This window comes from Flavobacterium psychrotolerans, from assembly GCF_003097635.1.
In the GTDB taxonomy this organism is placed as follows: Bacteria; Bacteroidota; Bacteroidia; order Flavobacteriales; family Flavobacteriaceae; genus Flavobacterium; species Flavobacterium psychrotolerans.
Genome location: NZ_QCZI01000001.1, coordinates 366,945 through 383,308 on the forward strand (window position 1 = coordinate 366,945; position 16,364 = coordinate 383,308).

General features: G+C 35.3%; 14 protein-coding genes and 1 pseudogene. 7 read left to right on the forward strand and 8 right to left on the reverse strand.

What is annotated here, in order from left to right:
* Both DB895_RS01630 and DB895_RS01635 read left to right on the forward strand, forming a co-directional pair.
* On the forward strand, positions 1–1,626 hold the full coding sequence (locus tag DB895_RS01630) for a hypothetical protein (protein ID WP_116723590.1): 1,626 nt from the start codon (positions 1–3) through the stop codon (positions 1,624–1,626).
* A 304-nt stretch (positions 1,627–1,930) separates the two neighbouring features.
* Complete coding sequence (locus tag DB895_RS01635; RefSeq protein ID WP_116723591.1) at positions 1,931–2,242, forward strand: hypothetical protein; 312 nt, start codon at positions 1,931–1,933, stop codon at positions 2,240–2,242.
* A 66-nt stretch (positions 2,243–2,308) separates the two neighbouring features.
* On the opposite strand, the gene DB895_RS01640 is transcribed toward DB895_RS01635, so the two are convergent.
* Positions 2,309–3,181: an AraC family transcriptional regulator gene (locus DB895_RS01640; RefSeq protein ID WP_116723592.1), complete on the reverse strand. Its 873-nt coding sequence runs from the start codon at positions 3,179–3,181 to the stop codon at positions 2,309–2,311.
* Positions 3,182–4,030: 849 nt separating this feature from the next.
* On the opposite strand from DB895_RS01640, the gene DB895_RS01645 reads away from it, so the two are divergent.
* Both DB895_RS01645 and DB895_RS01650 read left to right on the forward strand, forming a co-directional pair.
* Positions 4,031–4,432 (forward strand): secretion protein, encoded by a 402-nt coding sequence (locus tag DB895_RS01645; protein ID WP_116723593.1) that lies wholly within the window; start codon positions 4,031–4,033, stop codon positions 4,430–4,432.
* 391 nt (positions 4,433–4,823) lie between these two features.
* Positions 4,824–5,270 carry a hypothetical protein gene (locus DB895_RS01650; protein WP_116723594.1) on the forward strand — a complete coding sequence of 149 codons (447 nt, stop codon included), beginning with the start codon at positions 4,824–4,826 and terminating at the stop codon, positions 5,268–5,270.
* A gap of 64 nt (positions 5,271–5,334) precedes the next feature.
* Here the strand turns inward: DB895_RS01650 and DB895_RS01655 are convergent, their stop codons facing one another.
* The 6 genes and pseudogenes from DB895_RS01655 to DB895_RS01675 form a co-directional block, all read right to left on the reverse strand.
* Entirely contained in the window at positions 5,335–6,330 is a 996-nt protein-coding gene (locus DB895_RS01655; protein WP_116723595.1) for a T9SS C-terminal target domain-containing protein, read from the reverse strand.
* Positions 6,331–6,334: 4 nt separating this feature from the next.
* The gene (locus DB895_RS01660; protein ID WP_116723596.1) at positions 6,335–6,811 is read right to left on the reverse strand and encodes a GyrI-like domain-containing protein; all 477 of its coding nucleotides are present in this window, start codon (positions 6,809–6,811) and stop codon (positions 6,335–6,337) included.
* Positions 6,812–6,918: 107 nt separating this feature from the next.
* The gene (locus tag DB895_RS01665; protein WP_116723597.1) at positions 6,919–7,122 is read right to left on the reverse strand and encodes a hypothetical protein; all 204 of its coding nucleotides are present in this window, start codon (positions 7,120–7,122) and stop codon (positions 6,919–6,921) included.
* A pseudogene (locus tag DB895_RS14515) lies at positions 7,070–7,186 on the reverse strand (hypothetical protein); the annotation flags it as partial. The gene DB895_RS01665 and the pseudogene DB895_RS14515, both read right to left, overlap by 53 nt.
* Before the next feature lie 299 nt (positions 7,187–7,485).
* Positions 7,486–9,045: a rhomboid family intramembrane serine protease gene (locus DB895_RS01670; protein WP_116723598.1), complete on the reverse strand. Its 1,560-nt coding sequence runs from the start codon at positions 9,043–9,045 to the stop codon at positions 7,486–7,488.
* 318 nt (positions 9,046–9,363) lie between these two features.
* The gene (locus DB895_RS01675) at positions 9,364–12,816 is read right to left on the reverse strand and encodes a methylmalonyl-CoA mutase family protein (protein WP_116723660.1); all 3,453 of its coding nucleotides are present in this window, start codon (positions 12,814–12,816) and stop codon (positions 9,364–9,366) included.
* Positions 12,817–13,055: 239 nt separating this feature from the next.
* Between DB895_RS01675 and purU the strand changes: the two genes are divergently transcribed.
* The 3 genes from purU to DB895_RS01690 are packed head-to-tail and all read left to right on the forward strand — an operon-like array spanning position 13,056 to position 15,409.
* On the forward strand, positions 13,056–13,910 hold the full coding sequence (purU, locus tag DB895_RS01680; protein WP_116723661.1) for a formyltetrahydrofolate deformylase: 855 nt from the start codon (positions 13,056–13,058) through the stop codon (positions 13,908–13,910).
* Between the two features lie 39 nt (positions 13,911–13,949).
* Complete coding sequence (locus tag DB895_RS01685; protein WP_116723599.1) at positions 13,950–14,699, forward strand: DUF4197 domain-containing protein; 750 nt, start codon at positions 13,950–13,952, stop codon at positions 14,697–14,699.
* A gap of 2 nt (positions 14,700–14,701) precedes the next feature.
* Positions 14,702–15,409, forward strand: coding sequence for a DUF4197 domain-containing protein (locus DB895_RS01690; protein WP_116723600.1), 708 nt, complete (start codon positions 14,702–14,704; stop codon positions 15,407–15,409).
* Positions 15,410–15,563: 154 nt separating this feature from the next.
* Here DB895_RS01690 and DB895_RS01695 read toward each other — a convergent pair whose 3' ends face one another.
* A complete protein-coding gene (locus DB895_RS01695; protein WP_116723662.1) occupies positions 15,564–16,349 on the reverse strand; it encodes an alpha/beta fold hydrolase in 786 nt (261 codons plus the stop codon).
* Positions 16,350–16,364 lie beyond the last annotated feature (15 nt).

Below are 16,364 nucleotides of genomic sequence, written 5' to 3' on the forward strand. Positions count from 1 at the left end.
ATGAAAACTATCTACCTTGGAATCTCATTCTTATTCTTCATTATCGGCACCACAAATGCCCAAGAAATTAAAGAAACAGTCGAACCGCTTTCTAAAAAAGCCCAAAAAGGATATATGTACGATGTTTCTAAGGATGATTCGGGAAACAGTGACATTACCTTTAAAATGAAGGTGGACAAAAAAAGTGATGCCGTGACATTTGAAAAATACAGTTTTGACAAAAATCTAAAATTTAATGCTGCTGCTGATACTCAAGAAAGAAAAGAACAGAAAGAAGATATTGAACGTACCTCTTTTAGCGCCTATGTTGGCGGCACCAGTTCTTTTGACGTACTGAGCATGAAACTTAAGTTGAACAAGATAGTTCGTTTAAAAACATGGAATCACGAAAAGCAGGTTTACATGACTAAGAAAATAATTTCGGATGAAACCTTAAAACCAAGGAATGATAATGGAAAAGTATATTACGGTTATGCTTCCTATTCCTCTTTTGACGACACAAAAAATGACCTTTTTGCACTTGCTAAAATGGAATCGAAAGATAAAAAACAGGCCGACCAATTTCTTGTTCTTATGATTAACGACAAACTGGAATTAAAAGAAAAAATGCTTGATCTAAATGGCTCCTACTCCCTTGTGTTTTGTCAGCAAATGCCAAGTGAAAATATTGTCATGGTGTTTGCTCCAAACAAAGGAGCTTTAAACGTTTCCAATTATGTCTATTATCAATTTGATATTGAAGGTAATATCAAAAATAAAATTGAATTTAAAAGCCCCGCATCAGCACTTTTACTAACATCTGCTTATGAAAAAGACGGAAATGTATATTTCTTCGGCTCATCAACCAAATCGAAAGATCCTTTCCAAGAAGTATTTAATGAATATGCTTCAATCTATAATCCTGGTGCTGGTGCAGATGGAAACAGTAAATTATATTTGAAATGGAAAAAATCACTAGATGAAGATATGGATAATTTTCATTTGCTAAAATTCAGTGGTAACCAACTGACATTTGCTTCAACCACGGCTGTACCTGAATTCAAATCGAAATTCAAAACAGCCCCTGGAGACAAAGGAGCCAGCGTATATAAAGGCAAAAATTTCTTCATAGAGAATTTTTTTGTCACTGCTTCTGAAGATTATCTGGTAGCGGGGCAATTAACCAGTTCCGTAAATATGGGTATGGGAAATCCAATGGATTCTTATGAAGACATTCTTTGTTTTCATTTTGACAAAAACGGAAATTTAAAAGCACAATATGGTATTGGTAAAATGAATAATGATAAGAAAAGTGAAATATTTAATATGAAGCAACAATTTTACCCTTCCCCCGATGGTCGTAGCTTGTATTGGGAACTTTTGGAAATAAAAGGTTTCAAAGGTTATGAATCATTTCTGGACGCTTATACTGGTTATACTACTTTTTACCCGCTCTATTTCCCTCGAATCGTTAAAATTGAATTGTCAAATTCTACTCTTGGAGCAGTAAAAGCACTTGGTGATGGGAAATATTTCCTAAAAAGAGATTTCCCTAGATTACTTGACCCAAAAGAAAATAGCATCACCTATATAGGGCTTGATGAGGATTGGGAAAAACTCTGGATTGGAAAAATAATACTTCAATAAAAAGTACTCAAGCAAGTGAAAAAATACCGATTGAAAATTAATTTTTCAGTCGGTTTTTTAATTTTAGGAGTGCTTTGAGTTTGGCAATAAACATTAATTAAGTAGTTTATTTTTACTTGATATTGCAATGTGCTAAATGAAGTATATACAGTAAGACTACCTTAAATTAAAGTTATTTTGTTTTTTTATATGCTTTACATTCGTATTTGGTAACATCATTTTAATGTTAAAATAAATCAAACAACCATGCTTGTATCGATTTATAGTTGGAATTTTGCAGGGTTAATTTAAACAAAACAATTAGATGAGTACTCAAAACCAAATCAATATCGAAATTCCTCAAACGATAATTGATGGTATAATGCAAAAATTACAAGAATGCAAAACCGATTTAGAACCCTATTTACAAGGAATTACATCTGAAGAATGCATTTCATTTTTTAATGTGGAAAATAAAACCGTAAGTAGAATCCAAAAAAAATCATCGATTGATACTAACCCGGATTTTGCCCCTTCATTTATGAATAAAATAGAATTTTATAAAGACGAAGAATTAGTATCACAACAGGATCCCTTTACTAATTTAGCTACATTTTTCAGCAAACCAAAAGAATAATAATCCCAAAAAAACGTTCCAAATAGAATCGAAAAAACTTTTGGTTTGAATTCTAATTTTCAAACGCTACTTAATGATTGTTTTCAATTCTTGTCGGTATTGTGAAGCACTTTTTCCGGTATAAGCCTTAAATGATTTGTTGAAATGGCTAAAATTATTAAAACCACTTTCGTAACAAACTTCTGAAATACTTAGAGGTTTTTCCGCTAAAAGCTTAGAAGCGTGAACCAAACGGTATTCGTTTACAAACGTCGTAAAAGTTTTATTGGTGATTTTTTTAAAATACCTACAAAAAGATGGGGATGTCATGCTTACTAGACTTGAAACTTCCTCTAAAGCAATGGGCTCTTGAAAATGGTCTTTCACATAATTAAAAATACTATTAATTCGATCATTATCCTGAACCTGCAATTCCATCGAGAATCCATCGGCATTTAAAATGGTATATTCATTAGACTGTTCCAGCGCATTAAGGATATCTAACATGGTCAATAACCTTTCAAAAGGCAACTGTTCTTCCATGGCATCAATCAAGCCTCCAATCATTTTTTTAGTTTCACCCGTAAAGGTGATTCCGCCTTTAGCCTGACTAAAAAGATTCTGAATATTTTTCATCTCTGGCATTTCAAAGAATTCATGCCCTAAAAAATTAGGTTTCATTTGAATTACCGTTTCATTTTTATTTCCTGTTTGATCATTCGTAAACCCACAATGCGGCAAATTACTTCCTATAAGAATAAGGTCACCGTCAGTATAATAGGAGATATGACTACCTATTTGTCGTTTTCCAGATCCCCCATTAACATAAACCAACTCTATTTCAGGATGGTAATGCCACACATGGGATTTGATATTGGCATTTTCTACATATTTAGAAAAGAAAAAGGAACTTCCGTAAGATGGTGTTATAATTTCCAGGGATGGTGCTAGTATCTTCATATCAAGTGATTAAGTGATGTAAAAATAAGACTATTATATTCAAATTTGCCATTATTTAACCTATATCGTTTTCGTGTAGATAAAATAACATATATATTGGTTAACACAGACCTCCACCAACCGATAATCGTACCCTAAATTTGCGACATAAATTATAACTACTAATTTAAAACAACAATTATGAAAAATGTGAATAGATTAAAAGCTACAATGAGAAAATTTGGTAAATCTATTGTAATGACATTACAAGAACAAGCAAAAAACTGTCCAAGGGAAACAAAGTACTAATTATATCTGTACAACCAAATTTAGACAGCGCTTTTTCAGACACTATTCAGAAAAGTGTGAGAATTTAAAAATAACGGGTTTGACTTTTAATTAAAAGTCAAACCCTTTTTTTATATCTTAACTCTAAAATTATTTTAATCAAATTCCTGCTTCAACGTTATTTTCTGGATAATTTGACCATCTTCATTCTTTCATTTCAATAACAAATACAAATTTCTATTGATACTACTTCATAAATGCGCTTAGAGTGGTTTCTCGTATACCACTTATATAGAACAGAAATAAACCTTATGCTTGAATATAGATATTTAATAAATATGAAGAAAAAAATTTCAACTATTGTATCCTTTTTATAGAAATATCAATGTGTTTTTAGGCTTTATTTTTTACGTTTATTTCGAAATTACCTTAAATGTATCCTTAATTAACATTAAACAAAGTTAATATTGTCTTAATGGATAAAAAAATACCTAAATCAGAAAATATAGACCTCAATAAGCTAATCCTATTGCTTTAGTTTTGTCCTATAAAATTATAACTATTAATTTAAAGACTACAATTATGAAAAAGATTTTAAAATTAAGTTTAGTATTGGTAGTAGTTATGACTACTATGCAAACCTATGCAGGGGAAGGTGATTTTTTACTTTATGTAAAAAAAGGAAGCGAAAAAGAAATTAGGTTTTCTTTGAACGGAATCAAAAAAATAAATTTGGCTGTATATGACAAAGATAATAATTTGATCTATTCTGAAAATGCTTCGGGAAAAAATGGCATCTTAAGAACATACAGCTTAGATGAACTACCGTCAGGAACTTATTTCTTAGAGGTAGAAAACAATGTGAAAAAAGTGAGATACGAAATTATCGTAACTGATAAATTAGCTTCTTTAGCAAAAAAAGCAATCACAGAGGTTTACAAAGAAGAGTTAAATGGTAAAAACGGTACGCTAGCAACCTTGTAAACAAAGCAGCATTTCCTTTTGAGATAAAAACCAACAGGGTCAAATCTCTTAAAAAACGGATTGTTATTTAAAACAGCTCAACTTTGGGCTGTTTTTTTTTGAATATTTCCAAAAGAATATAGCAACCCTTTTCAGCTGTTGATTTGATGCTGCAAAAAAAAACAGAAATACTTATGATTTGAATGAGCATAAAAAATAGTATAATAGATGTTTCCGTTTTTTTAACACCTTAGTGATATATGTAATATTACCTTATATCTATTCTTGATTATCTTTAAAGAAACTATTGCGTTTTCGCAATGACAAAATAACACGTAAATTGGAAAAACAAGGCGTATCCATTTCAATATTGACATGGTACTTTTGCACCGTCAAATAAAAGGACATCGATATGTTAAAGATTTTAAAATTAAGTTTAGCAGTAGCTTTAGTAGTAATAAGTACTACGCAAACACATGCGAATAATAATTTTCCACTTTCTTCAAAAGGAAAGAACAAAGTAGCCATTTCATTTTCTCCGAATGAAATCAAAAAAACGGATCCATCAAACTATACGGAAGTTAGATATTATTACTTCCCTAATCTTCAAGCTTATTTTGACACAAAAGCAGGTTTGTATATTTACCAAGAAGATGGAGCTTGGGTTACATCAGAAAGTATTGCACCAAATTATAGAGGATATTCCATCAACAATGGAACTTATGTGATGCTAAAAGGATATACCGGTGATGAGCCATATTTACTATTAAATGAGCATAAACTAAAATATCCTGCTAATTATTCCAGCAAGCGTCAACCTCCAAAAACTAAAGTTACAACAGATTTAGCTTCAAGGTAAATTAAATTATTAGTGGATAACATCAATAGTAAAACAGCTCCATTTCGAGCTGTTTTTTTTAGCATCACTTCTGTGCCTTTTGTCCAGCAAGATAGGGTTTCAAAAAATTTCCTAAATGGAACAAATGCAACTTTTGCGGGCTTGAAACAATAGGTTTTCTGGAAAAATTTTCATTACTTAAATAATAGTGCAAACCATCGCTCGTGGCAATGCCTTCTATTTGATGAAAAGGCAGCCTTAACTTGATTTTTCTTTTGTTGCCCGAAAAGAAATCGTTGGTTTTAAAATCATACAAAAGCCAAACAAAAGGATGCAACTTCATATTATAACCGCATAAAACCACTAATTTTTTATCTTCAACAAAGGTTGCTCCAGTAATCAAACCCTTAACATCGAATGTGGTTTTGTAATTTGCCACATAATTTCCCGGTGTTTTGGGCAGGGAATATACGCTGGTCATTTTTGATTCCCATTGTTTTGTAAACAGATAAATGCTGTCCTTGGTTACCACGAACGCTTCGCAGTCAAAATCGGTACTATTGGAATTTTTGGGTTCCACCTCCATTTGATTGGAATAATTGAAAGCAATCGTATCTATCTTGGGCTGGTTCAAAAGCAGGGAATTTTTTTCGATTCGCAACACGTGTAAATCCTTCCGATTGCCTTTGTAATTGTTACCAAAATCCCCCACATACAGATAAGCACTATCCTGCGCAATCTCTTCCCAATCTTTATTGAGCACTTTATTGAGATGGAAGGTTTTCAGGATTGCTCCTGAAATCGTGTCTATTGCATATAAATTGGTATCGGTGTCGTCATTATGAGTCCACAAAAAATGATTCCATTTTACCAAACCCGAAGTTTCATGCAATTGGTTATCCAAAACAACGGAAAATTCAGGTCGTATGGATTTACTTTCATACACGCAACTCCCATCGTTAAAGGTTGCCAAAGGATTGTAGTTCATAGCCAAAGCATCCGTACAGCCCAAAACCTGCGCCTGAGATTGCAATGAAAAACAACCCAAAAGAAATAATAAATAAATTACGCTTTTATTCATTGGCTTATGGCTTTTTCCTTACCGGAATCCAAATTTCTTCTTCTGAAGTCGGGTCGTTGTTTTTGTACTTTTCACCCAATATTTCAAAATGCGGGCGGTTGTCTAATTCGTACTCGGAATTGGGCAACCATTCTGTATAAATGTACCTAAAAAAAGGTGGTGCATCTGCCGCAGTGCCTTTGTAATTAAAAACGGCGTACAATCCTTCCGGAATTTCTAACGTTTCCATGCCTTCCGGAACGAAATCGAAAGTTGAAACGGCAACAGCAGCCCATTTTACAAAAGGTTCATTTGGTCCAAAATCAAACCCGATTGGGTTGATTTGTACGTTGTATAATTCCGTTCCGATGGTGTTTTGAATTTCCTTTCTCCTCGGCATAAAACCATTCCACAATTCAAAAGCACGATACTTAGCGTAGGTAAAAGTTAGGTTTTTGCCTATGAGTTTGGTGGTTGGGAAGGTTTTTAGGGTTGGGAGCATATGGAATGTGGATTTGTGTGTAGTCGTTTGCCTTTTTATATCGTCCCTACGGGACTTTATTGATTAACAATATTGTTTTTACTACCAAAATTAAATCCCTAACTGGATTATTTTATTTCATAAACAATAAATTCTGCAGCATTAAACTCTGCCTCAAATATCCACTGGTTTTCAATTAAAAGTTTTTTTAATGCCTCGTCCTCATTTTCTACATTTTCTACAATTCCAATTACTCTCATATCATTTACTTCATATAATTCATTTGGGACATCCGCCTCTCCCACAGGTGAAATAAATATAAATTTTTTCATAAATCAATTTTTTATAATTTCCTCTACCGTTAAATTCTATTAATCCTTTATCCCTTAAAAATTGTAATTATTGACGAATTTCATCTTTGATATGCTTATTATTCGAGTATTTAACTCCCCATTTATTTTTAAAATCATTTAAACGGTAATTCCCCACAATTGGGACAATATCAACTATAAACAGACCTAAAAAGCATAAAGCAGTTTAGTTTATTTCCTATTTTTGCTAAAATAACAATTAATACAGCATCGTTTAAAAACATAAAATATTCTTTTCAACAAAAAAACCTTCCATTTCTGAAAGGTTTTGATATTTGAATTGATTTTATTTGCTAATGCTCGGACTAGTGGAGGAAACAAAATCTATTTATTCTTATTTCTTTCTTCAATCTCTTCCTGTATTCTTTCTGAAAATATTAAACCGATAACAAAACCTCCCAATACCCCCCCTATATGTGCAGCATTATCGACACCTCCAGCCAACCCCATGAGCAGGTTATAGCCAACAAAAACTGATGTAATAATGAAAAACGTTCTATTTAGAGCAGGTTCAAATACCTTCATTACAATTAAGGCAAGCATAAAACCGAACAACCCAAAAACAGCACCTGAAGCACCAACACTTATTCCGTTTTTATGCCAATAAATACTCGTCAGGGAAGCACATAAACCACAAATAATATATACAAACAGATAACACCATCTCCCTAATATAGGCTCTAAAAAGAAACTCACAAAATACAAACTCAAAAGATTATTTAAGATATGCATTAAGTTGCCATGCAAAAAGATACAAGTCAATAATCGCCACCATTCACCATGTAGTACCGACGATCGGTGTACTGCACCCCATCGGTACAAATCTTCACCCTCAAAGGAAAAAAAACCTAATCCACACATTACCATGATGAGATAGACTAAAAGATTCAAATCTATGAGTATCGGAGTCATGAAATAATCTTTTCTGGGTATTAATAGCTCAAAAGTTTCTCTCCAACCTTTTCTCTTTTTATTGATTTTCAAAAGACTTGAGGTGTTTTCCGACTTAAATTTATAGCAAAGTAATAATAAAAGAAAAACCAACACTCCAATAGCTAAAGACTTAAAAATCCAACCCAAGGTGCCTTCATTTCTATTCTCAAATTTGCCATAACACGTTTCCAGCAAAACATCACTTCCGTCACTTACTAACACGTTATATTGCAATGCTTTCTTATACATTTTGGCATCATTTGTAATCCCAATGTGTTCCAAATAACTGAAATCGCCAAAGTAGGTTGACCTGAAATCACTTTCGCTTTTTTGTATAAAGTCATCAAAGGCTCTTTCCTTCACATCATGACTTAGGCTATTACGTACTTGGTAATGATACTTCTTACATAACCAGTAGTGGCAACCTTCTTTTACGGTATCTTTGGCAGTCTTTAGGATAGGTTGCACACAGTATAGAGCAAAATTTAAATCCCTATGATGTTTCCCACTGACATTTACCTTGCGGGTAAAACTCGATTCAGAGCTATAAAAATAAAACCGTTTCAGATTGTAGTATTTAGTTCTGGGATGGCTTTCCAGTTCATAAATATGCTCTAATTCCGTCAGCGTTCCGGTGGCAGTAGCAAGATATTTCTGAACTATAATAGTGGGAATAGCTATTGCAAATCCAACAATCATATATAAAAATGTAGCACCATTATCTTTCTTAAATTGCAATAACTTTATCCTGGGTCTCAATAGCAGATAGACCACTCCAAAAGCTAAAACTAAAGGCGCAAAAAACTCAATAATCTGTTCATTTACTTCTAACCACTCTAGTTTGATGACCAATAGCCAATTCAAAAAGGAATAGGTTACAATAAACCCAATAATTGTTGCTAAAAAAGGAAGATAAATAAATCGTACTTTGTTGGAAAAGTCTTGTAACATTGAGGTATTAATACTAAATTAAAATTTCACTTTAAACTTGTAATAAGTCACGTTATTAGGGGTGTAATACTGTCAAGCACGACAATCTCCCTCTATCTTGTCCTATAAAAATTTACCTCTTTACACAAACCATAAAATAGATTTACAACCGTTTGCAAAAAAAGGAGTTCTCTGTCAAAAAAAATCTCGCTCCTGCGGTTAGACTTCTTGCCCCACTAAAAAGCGGGATAAGCAATTCACTTGTTTTCTCTGCAATCCCGCTAAAAAGCGGGATAAGCGATTCACACACTTTTTGCTTTGTAAAAAGTGGTTCTCTGCTTACATATTCCGTCTATACTGCCCTCCCACTTCAAACAACGCACTGGTAATTTGCCCCAAAGAGCAAACCTTAGTCGCATCCATCAAGTGCTCGAATAAATTTTGGTTTTTGATGGCGGCTTCCTGCAAGTTATTCAATTGTTCGTTTACAATATCCTGATTGGATTGGTGCAAATGGTACAACATATCAATTTGGTATTGTTTTTCTTCTTCGGTGGCACGAATCACTTCGGCAGGAATTACCGTTGGAGAACCTTTAGAGCTCAAGAACGTATTCACGCCAATAATCGGGAATTCACCCGTATGTTTCAAGGTTTCATAATACAAACTTTCCTCCTGAATTTTAGAGCGTTGGTACATGGTTTCCATCGCGCCAAGCACGCCACCACGTTCGGTGATTCTATCAAATTCCTCTAAAACCGCGGCTTCCACCAAATCCGTCAATTCTTCGATGATAAACGAACCCTGTATTGGGTTTTCGTTTTTCGCCAACCCTAATTCTTTATTAATGATTAATTGAATTGCCATCGCACGGCGTACACTTTCTTCCGTTGGCGTGGTAATCGCTTCATCGTATGCATTGGTATGCAAGGAATTGCAGTTGTCGTAAATGGCATATAAGGCTTGCAAAGTAGTACGAATATCGTTAAAGTCAATTTCCTGTGCGTGTAAGGAACGTCCGGAAGTTTGAATATGGTATTTCAACATTTGCGCCCTTTCGTTGGCTCCGTATTTGTTTTTCATGGCTTTCGCCCAAATCTTGCGCGCCACACGACCAATCACGGCATATTCCGGATCAATTCCGTTAGAGAAAAAGAACGATAAATTAGGCCCAAAATCGTTGATATTCATGCCTCGGCTCAAATAATATTCCACATACGTAAACCCATTGGAAAGCGTGAATGCCAATTGCGTAATAGGGTTTGCCCCTGCTTCGGCGATATGGTAGCCCGAAATGGAAACCGAATAAAAGTTCCTCACGTTTTCTTTGATAAAATATTCCTGCACGTCGCCCATCAATCGCAAAGCAAATTCGGTGGAGAAAATACAGGTATTTTGTGCCTGGTCTTCTTTTAAGATATCGGCTTGAACGGTACCTCGAACTTGGGATAATGTCCTTACTTTGATTTCGTTATAAATATTTAATGGTAAAACTTGGTCACCGGTCACTCCCAAAAGGAATAATCCCAAGCCATTGTTTCCGTCGGGTAAATCGCCTTGATAATGCGGCCGTTCCGTTCCTTTTTTCTTGTAGATTTCGTTGATTTTTTCGGCAACTTCCTCTTCCAGATTGTTTTCTTTGATGTAATGTTCGCATTGCTGATCGATGGCCGCATTCATGAAAAAGCCCAACAACATGGGAGCAGGCCCATTTATCGTCATACTCACCGAGGTCATGGCATGAACCAAATCGAAACCCGAATACAGTTTTTTGGCATCGTCCAAACAGCAAATGGAAACTCCCGCATTTCCAATTTTCCCATAAATATCGGGACGGACATGGGGATCGTTTCCGTATAAAGTCACGCTGTCAAAAGCAGTGGAAAGTCGTTTTGCCGGCAATCCCGCACTCACATAATGAAAACGTTTGTTGGTTCGCTCCGGCCCGCCTTCACCCGCAAACATGCGTGATGGGTCTTCCCCTTCCCTTTTAAACGGATACAAACCCGAGGTAAAAGGAAATTTACCCGGGACATTTTCCTGCAAGTTCCAACGCAAAATATCGCCCCAAGCCTGATATTTGGGCAACGCTATTTTTGGGATTTGGGAATGCGACAAACTCTCGGTATGGGTTGCAATTTTGATTTCTTTATCGCGGACTTTAAAGGTGTAAAACGGATTTTTATATTTATTCACTTTTTCCGCCCAAGTTAAAATGATTTCCCAATTGTAGGGATCGAGGTTCATTTTTACTTTATCAAACTGGTTCAGCAAGAGGTTTAAAAAGATTTTATCCTCGGCTGCACCCGGTTTTTCAGATTCTAAAGCACTTGGTAAAACGGAATTATCATTAATTCCTGCCTTGTTCAATTCGGGAATTTTCTTGGCTACCGATTCGATGGTTTTAAAAATCCCGTATAATTTTTGGGCTACTTCCACTTGTGAAAGTGCCGTAGTGTCGTATTTTCTGTTATTTTCTGCGATTTCGGATAGATAACGGGTTCTGTGTGGCGGAATGACGAATATTTTTTCGCTCATTTCGCGAGTGATTTGGAACGTCGATTTTAAATCGGAATCTGTTTTCTCGACGATTTTATCCATAATCGCTTTGTAGAGCGTATTCATTCCGGGATCATTGAATTGCGATGCAATGGTTCCAAAAACAGGCATATCCTCCAGATTTACATCCCAAAGATTATTGTTGCGTTGGTACTGTTTTTTGACATCGCGAATGGCATCGAGTGCTCCTCGTTTATCAAATTTGTTAAGCGCGACTAAATCGGCAAAATCCAACATGTCGATTTTTTCCAATTGGGTTGCTGCACCAAATTCAGGCGTCATCACGTAAAGTGAAACATCGGAATGATCCATGATTTCGGTATCGGATTGCCCGATTCCGGAAGTTTCGAGGATGATGATGTCGTATTTTGCCGCCTTCAATACCTGAATAGCATCGGCAACATATTTGGATAAAGCCAAATTGGATTGGCGTGTTGCCAAAGAACGCATATAAACTCTAGGATTATTGATGGCATTCATGCGAATTCTGTCGCCAAGCAAGGCACCACCCGTTTTACGTTTTGATGGATCGACTGAGATTAATCCGATAGTTTTGGTTGGAAAATCGATTAAAAAACGGCGAACCAACTCATCCACTAAAGATGATTTCCCGGAGCCTCCAGTTCCTGTAATTCCGAGAACGGGCGTTTTGCAATCTTTATTTTTTTGGCGAATCTGTTCAAAAACGGGCTTGGCAACTTCAGGAAAGTTTTCAGCAGAGGAAATTAATCGTGCAATTGCTGTCGGATTTTTATCTTCCAAATGATGGAGTTCTCCATTGAGTTTATCACCAATAGCATAATCGGATTTTTGCACCAAATCATTAATCATTCCCTGCAATCCCATGGCACGGCCGTCATCAGGAGAATAAATCCTAGTAATTCCGTAGGCTTGCAATTCGGCAATTTCGGAAGGAAGGATTACGCCGCCCCCGCCGCCAAAAATCTTGATGTGCCCTGCTCCTTTTTCCTTAAGCAAATCGTGCATGTATTTGAAATATTCATTATGCCCGCCTTGGTAGGAAGTCATTGCAATGGCATTAGCATCTTCTTGAATTGCGGTATTTACCACTTCCTCCACACTCCGGTCATGTCCCAGATGAATCACTTCGACTCCGGTAGATTGAATAATTCTGCGCATGATGTTTATGGCTGCATCATGGCCGTCAAAAAGGGATGCAGCGGTTACAATTCTGACTTTATGAATAGGGATATAGGGCTTTACTGGTTCCATTGATGAATGTGATAATTTGTGGGTGCAATTTACGGAAATTAAAAAAAAATCATCGTTTAAAGTTAGATAAAACACAAAATTCACAACCCTAGTTTTCTTTTACAAAAAATAAGATTAATTTTGGGGAAAATATAAAAAACGACTGCCTAGCCCCGATTGTAATGAAAATCCTTTTACTTTTTTCTTTAAAAGTAAAAGATTGTAATGGAAAGCGGGAAATTGCTCCTAAAAAAAACATCATGCGAAACATTACCATACTCATACACTGTGAAGACCAAAAAGGAATTATTGCCGCAGTGACCAATTTCATTTTAAAAGTAGAAGGAAACATTACTTATATTGACCAACATGTTGATGTGGACCAAAATGTATTTTTTATGCGTTTAGAATGCGAACTGAAGAATGAAAACTGGAATGTTGAAGCGATAAAAATTGATTTTCAGCAATCGATAGCCAATGATTTCAGGATGTCGTGGGAACTCTATAATAAGGAACAAAAATCAAAGATGGCACTATTCGTATCGAAATACGAACACTGTTTATTTGATATTTTAGGACGTTATAGCGCTGGCGAATTGCCTCTTGAAATCCCTTTAATCATAAGCAATCACGAAGATTTAAAACCAATAGCCAAGCGATTTGGCATTCCGTTTCACTATGTCCCTTTTACCAAGGACAACAAGGAAGAAGGAGAAAAAAACCACATTGAATTGTTATTAAAATATCAGGTTGATTTCATAGTATTGGCGCGTTACATGCAGATAATCACTCCCAATTTGATTGCGCTGTACAAAAACAAAATCATCAATATCCATCATTCATTTTTACCAGCTTTCCCGGGAGCAAAACCGTACCATTCGGCTTTTAAAAGAGGGGTAAAAATCATTGGTGCCACAAGCCATTATGTAACCGAGGGATTGGATGAGGGGCCAATTATTGAGCAAGATACCACTCGAGTTTTGCACAGCCATTCTATTGATGATTTCATTATGAAAGGAAAAGACTTGGAGCGCATTGTTTTGTCAAGAGCCATCAAGTTGCATGCGGAAAGAAAAACGATGGTATACAGCAACAAAACGGTGATTTTCTCTTAAAACGGTATAGTCTTTGTTAAACCTTTAAAAAAAACACACATGAAAAAACTATTTCTACTATTATTTTTAGTTCCTATTATTGGTATAGCCCAAGTTAAAAGCAAAGCTAAAAAACCGAAGGTTAAAACCCCTACCGTTACAAAAACAACCATAACAAAAGTAACTACCGCTACCAACACATTGGATATTAGCGCAGGATTGAAGGAGGCTTTAAATAAAGGGGTCACAGAGCAAGTCTCAAAACTGACTGCATTGGATGGATTTTACAAAAATGAGGCCGTAAAAATTTTGATGCCGGAAGAATTGCAAAAAGTGGATGCTACTTTGAGAAAATTAGGAATGGGCAATTTGGCCGATGATGGAGTAAAATCCCTAAACCGCGCTGCAGAAGATGCGGTAAAAGAAGCAACTCCTATTTTTGTCAATGCAATAAAAAACATAAGCATTACAGATGCGAAAAGCATTCTGCTTGGGAATGAAAATGCGGCAACAACCTATCTTCAGGGTTCTACGGCAAAGGATTTGTACGCAAAATTCAGTCCTGTGGTGCAAGAATCGATTGGAGCTGTGGGTGCTGATGTTGTTTGGGCTTCCATAATCAAAAAATACAACGCAATACCTTTCATAGCTAAAGTAAATCCAGATATTACGGATTATGTAACCAATAAAGCGATGGATGGCGTTTTTAAAATGATTGCGGTGGAAGAAAAAAACATCAGAACCAACCTGAATTCAAGAACGTCAAGTTTATTGCAACAAGTTTTTGCCTTGCAGGACATTAAAAAATAAAGATGAAAAAAATTATCGCTTTAATTGCATTACTATCACTCTCCAGTTGTGCCGAATTACAACAAATAGCCAGTCAATACCCGCAACTGGGCAATATGCAGAATCCTGATATTGCCGCAGGATTGAAAGAAGCTCTAAATAATGGAATTAGCAAACAAGTTTCAAAATTGACAGCTACGGATGGCTTTTATAAAAATGAAGCCGTTAAAATCCTATTGCCTCAAGAATTACAAAAAGTAGATAAAACCCTACGAAATATTGGAATGAGCAGTTTGGCAGATGAAGGATTGAAAGTCTTGAACAGGGCTGCAGAAAACGCCGTAAAAGAAGCGACACCCATTTTTGTTGATGCTGTAAAAAATATGACCTTCTATGATGCTAAAAACATTTTAATGGGAAATGATTCTGCTGCCACGTTGTATTTACAAAATTCGACAACAACAGCGCTTTATGGAAAATTCAGTCCTGTAATTCAAAGTTCATTAAGCAAAGTTGGTGCTGATAAAGTTTGGGCAAATATCATCAGAAAATACAACTCGATTCCGCTGGTCAATAAAGTAAATCCTGATTTGAAAGATTATGTAACTAAAGAGGCGACAAAAGGCGTTTTTACAATGGTTGCTGTTGAAGAAAAAGCGGTTCGAACCAATTTAGATGCCCGAACTTCGGATATCTTACGGAAGGTTTTTGCCTTACAAGACATTAAATAAATTATCAGAAAACCTTTAACATAACGCCAACATATATATAACACCCCTTTAACAGTATACCTCCTAACTAATTAGGATATTTGTAAGGTAATAAAAGGTTATTTGTTTAGAGTTAGTTAAAAAAATGCCAGTACTTTCAAGTATTGGCATTTTTTTATTGAATAGTCTGGAGAAATGAAATGACATTTTCATTAAAAACATCTGGCTGCTCCACATTTACCACATGCCCACATCTTTCAATAACAAACAATTTTGAAGATTTAGCATGCCTTTCGACTACTTGTCGCACGGATGGCAAAAACATATAATCTTCCTCTCCCATCACATAAAGAGTTGGAATATTCAATTCCACTTGACGGAAACATTTCAGAATTGGATTAATTTCAGCAGTGAGCTTAAACCATCTTATAAATTCTTTTTGATATAATTTTTTAGCTTCATTAATAAACAAGATTCTAGATTGTTTATGGTTTTTATTTGGCATAATAACAAATGCAAAAAACTTATACAACACCAAATAAGGCAATACATATTTAAACATGTTGCCCAACTTCATCAAAATTTGAGACCGAAAATTCATTTTTAAAATAGCGCCACCGAGTACCATACTTTGCACTCTAGTTGAATGCATTTCTGCCAATTGCCGAATGAGGATGGTACCTAATGAAATTCCTACGAAATGAGATTTTTCTATTTTCAGATAATCCAATACTTCCAGGATATCATTGGCTAATGCCGAAAACGTATATTTTTGTTTAAATACTGTCTTTAAAGTGGCCTTTGAATTTCCATGACCACGCAAATCCAACAACAACACATTGTACTTTTTTTTAAAATCCCGAATTTGTTTGAACCATATGGAGGAACTTCCACCAGCACCATGAACGAAAGTTACCCACTGGTTGCTGTTTGAGTTTTCGTAAATAGTGTAGTTAAGCAATGGTCTGTTTTTTTG

Bases quoted from the DNA above. Each gene is read 5' to 3' on its own strand.
- DB895_RS01630 (WP_116723590.1), top strand. From the start codon at position 1: ATGAAAACTATCTACCTTGGAATCTCATTCTTATTCTTCATTATCGGC.
- DB895_RS01635 (WP_116723591.1), top strand. From the start codon at position 1,931: ATGAGTACTCAAAACCAAATCAATATCGAAATTCCTCAAACGATAATT.
- DB895_RS01640 (WP_116723592.1), bottom strand. From the start codon at position 3,181: ATGAAGATACTAGCACCATCCCTGGAAATTATAACACCATCTTACGGA.
- DB895_RS01645 (WP_116723593.1), top strand. From the start codon at position 4,031: ATGAAAAAGATTTTAAAATTAAGTTTAGTATTGGTAGTAGTTATGACT.
- DB895_RS01650 (WP_116723594.1), top strand. From the start codon at position 4,824: ATGTTAAAGATTTTAAAATTAAGTTTAGCAGTAGCTTTAGTAGTAATA.
- DB895_RS01655 (WP_116723595.1), bottom strand. From the start codon at position 6,330: ATGAATAAAAGCGTAATTTATTTATTATTTCTTTTGGGTTGTTTTTCA.
- DB895_RS01660 (WP_116723596.1), bottom strand. From the start codon at position 6,811: ATGCTCCCAACCCTAAAAACCTTCCCAACCACCAAACTCATAGGCAAA.
- DB895_RS01665 (WP_116723597.1), bottom strand. From the start codon at position 7,122: ATGAAAAAATTTATATTTATTTCACCTGTGGGAGAGGCGGATGTCCCA.
- DB895_RS01670 (WP_116723598.1), bottom strand. From the start codon at position 9,045: ATGTTACAAGACTTTTCCAACAAAGTACGATTTATTTATCTTCCTTTT.
- DB895_RS01675 (WP_116723660.1), bottom strand. From the start codon at position 12,816: ATGGAACCAGTAAAGCCCTATATCCCTATTCATAAAGTCAGAATTGTA.
- purU (WP_116723661.1), top strand. From the start codon at position 13,056: ATGCGAAACATTACCATACTCATACACTGTGAAGACCAAAAAGGAATT.
- DB895_RS01685 (WP_116723599.1), top strand. From the start codon at position 13,950: ATGAAAAAACTATTTCTACTATTATTTTTAGTTCCTATTATTGGTATA.
- DB895_RS01690 (WP_116723600.1), top strand. From the start codon at position 14,702: ATGAAAAAAATTATCGCTTTAATTGCATTACTATCACTCTCCAGTTGT.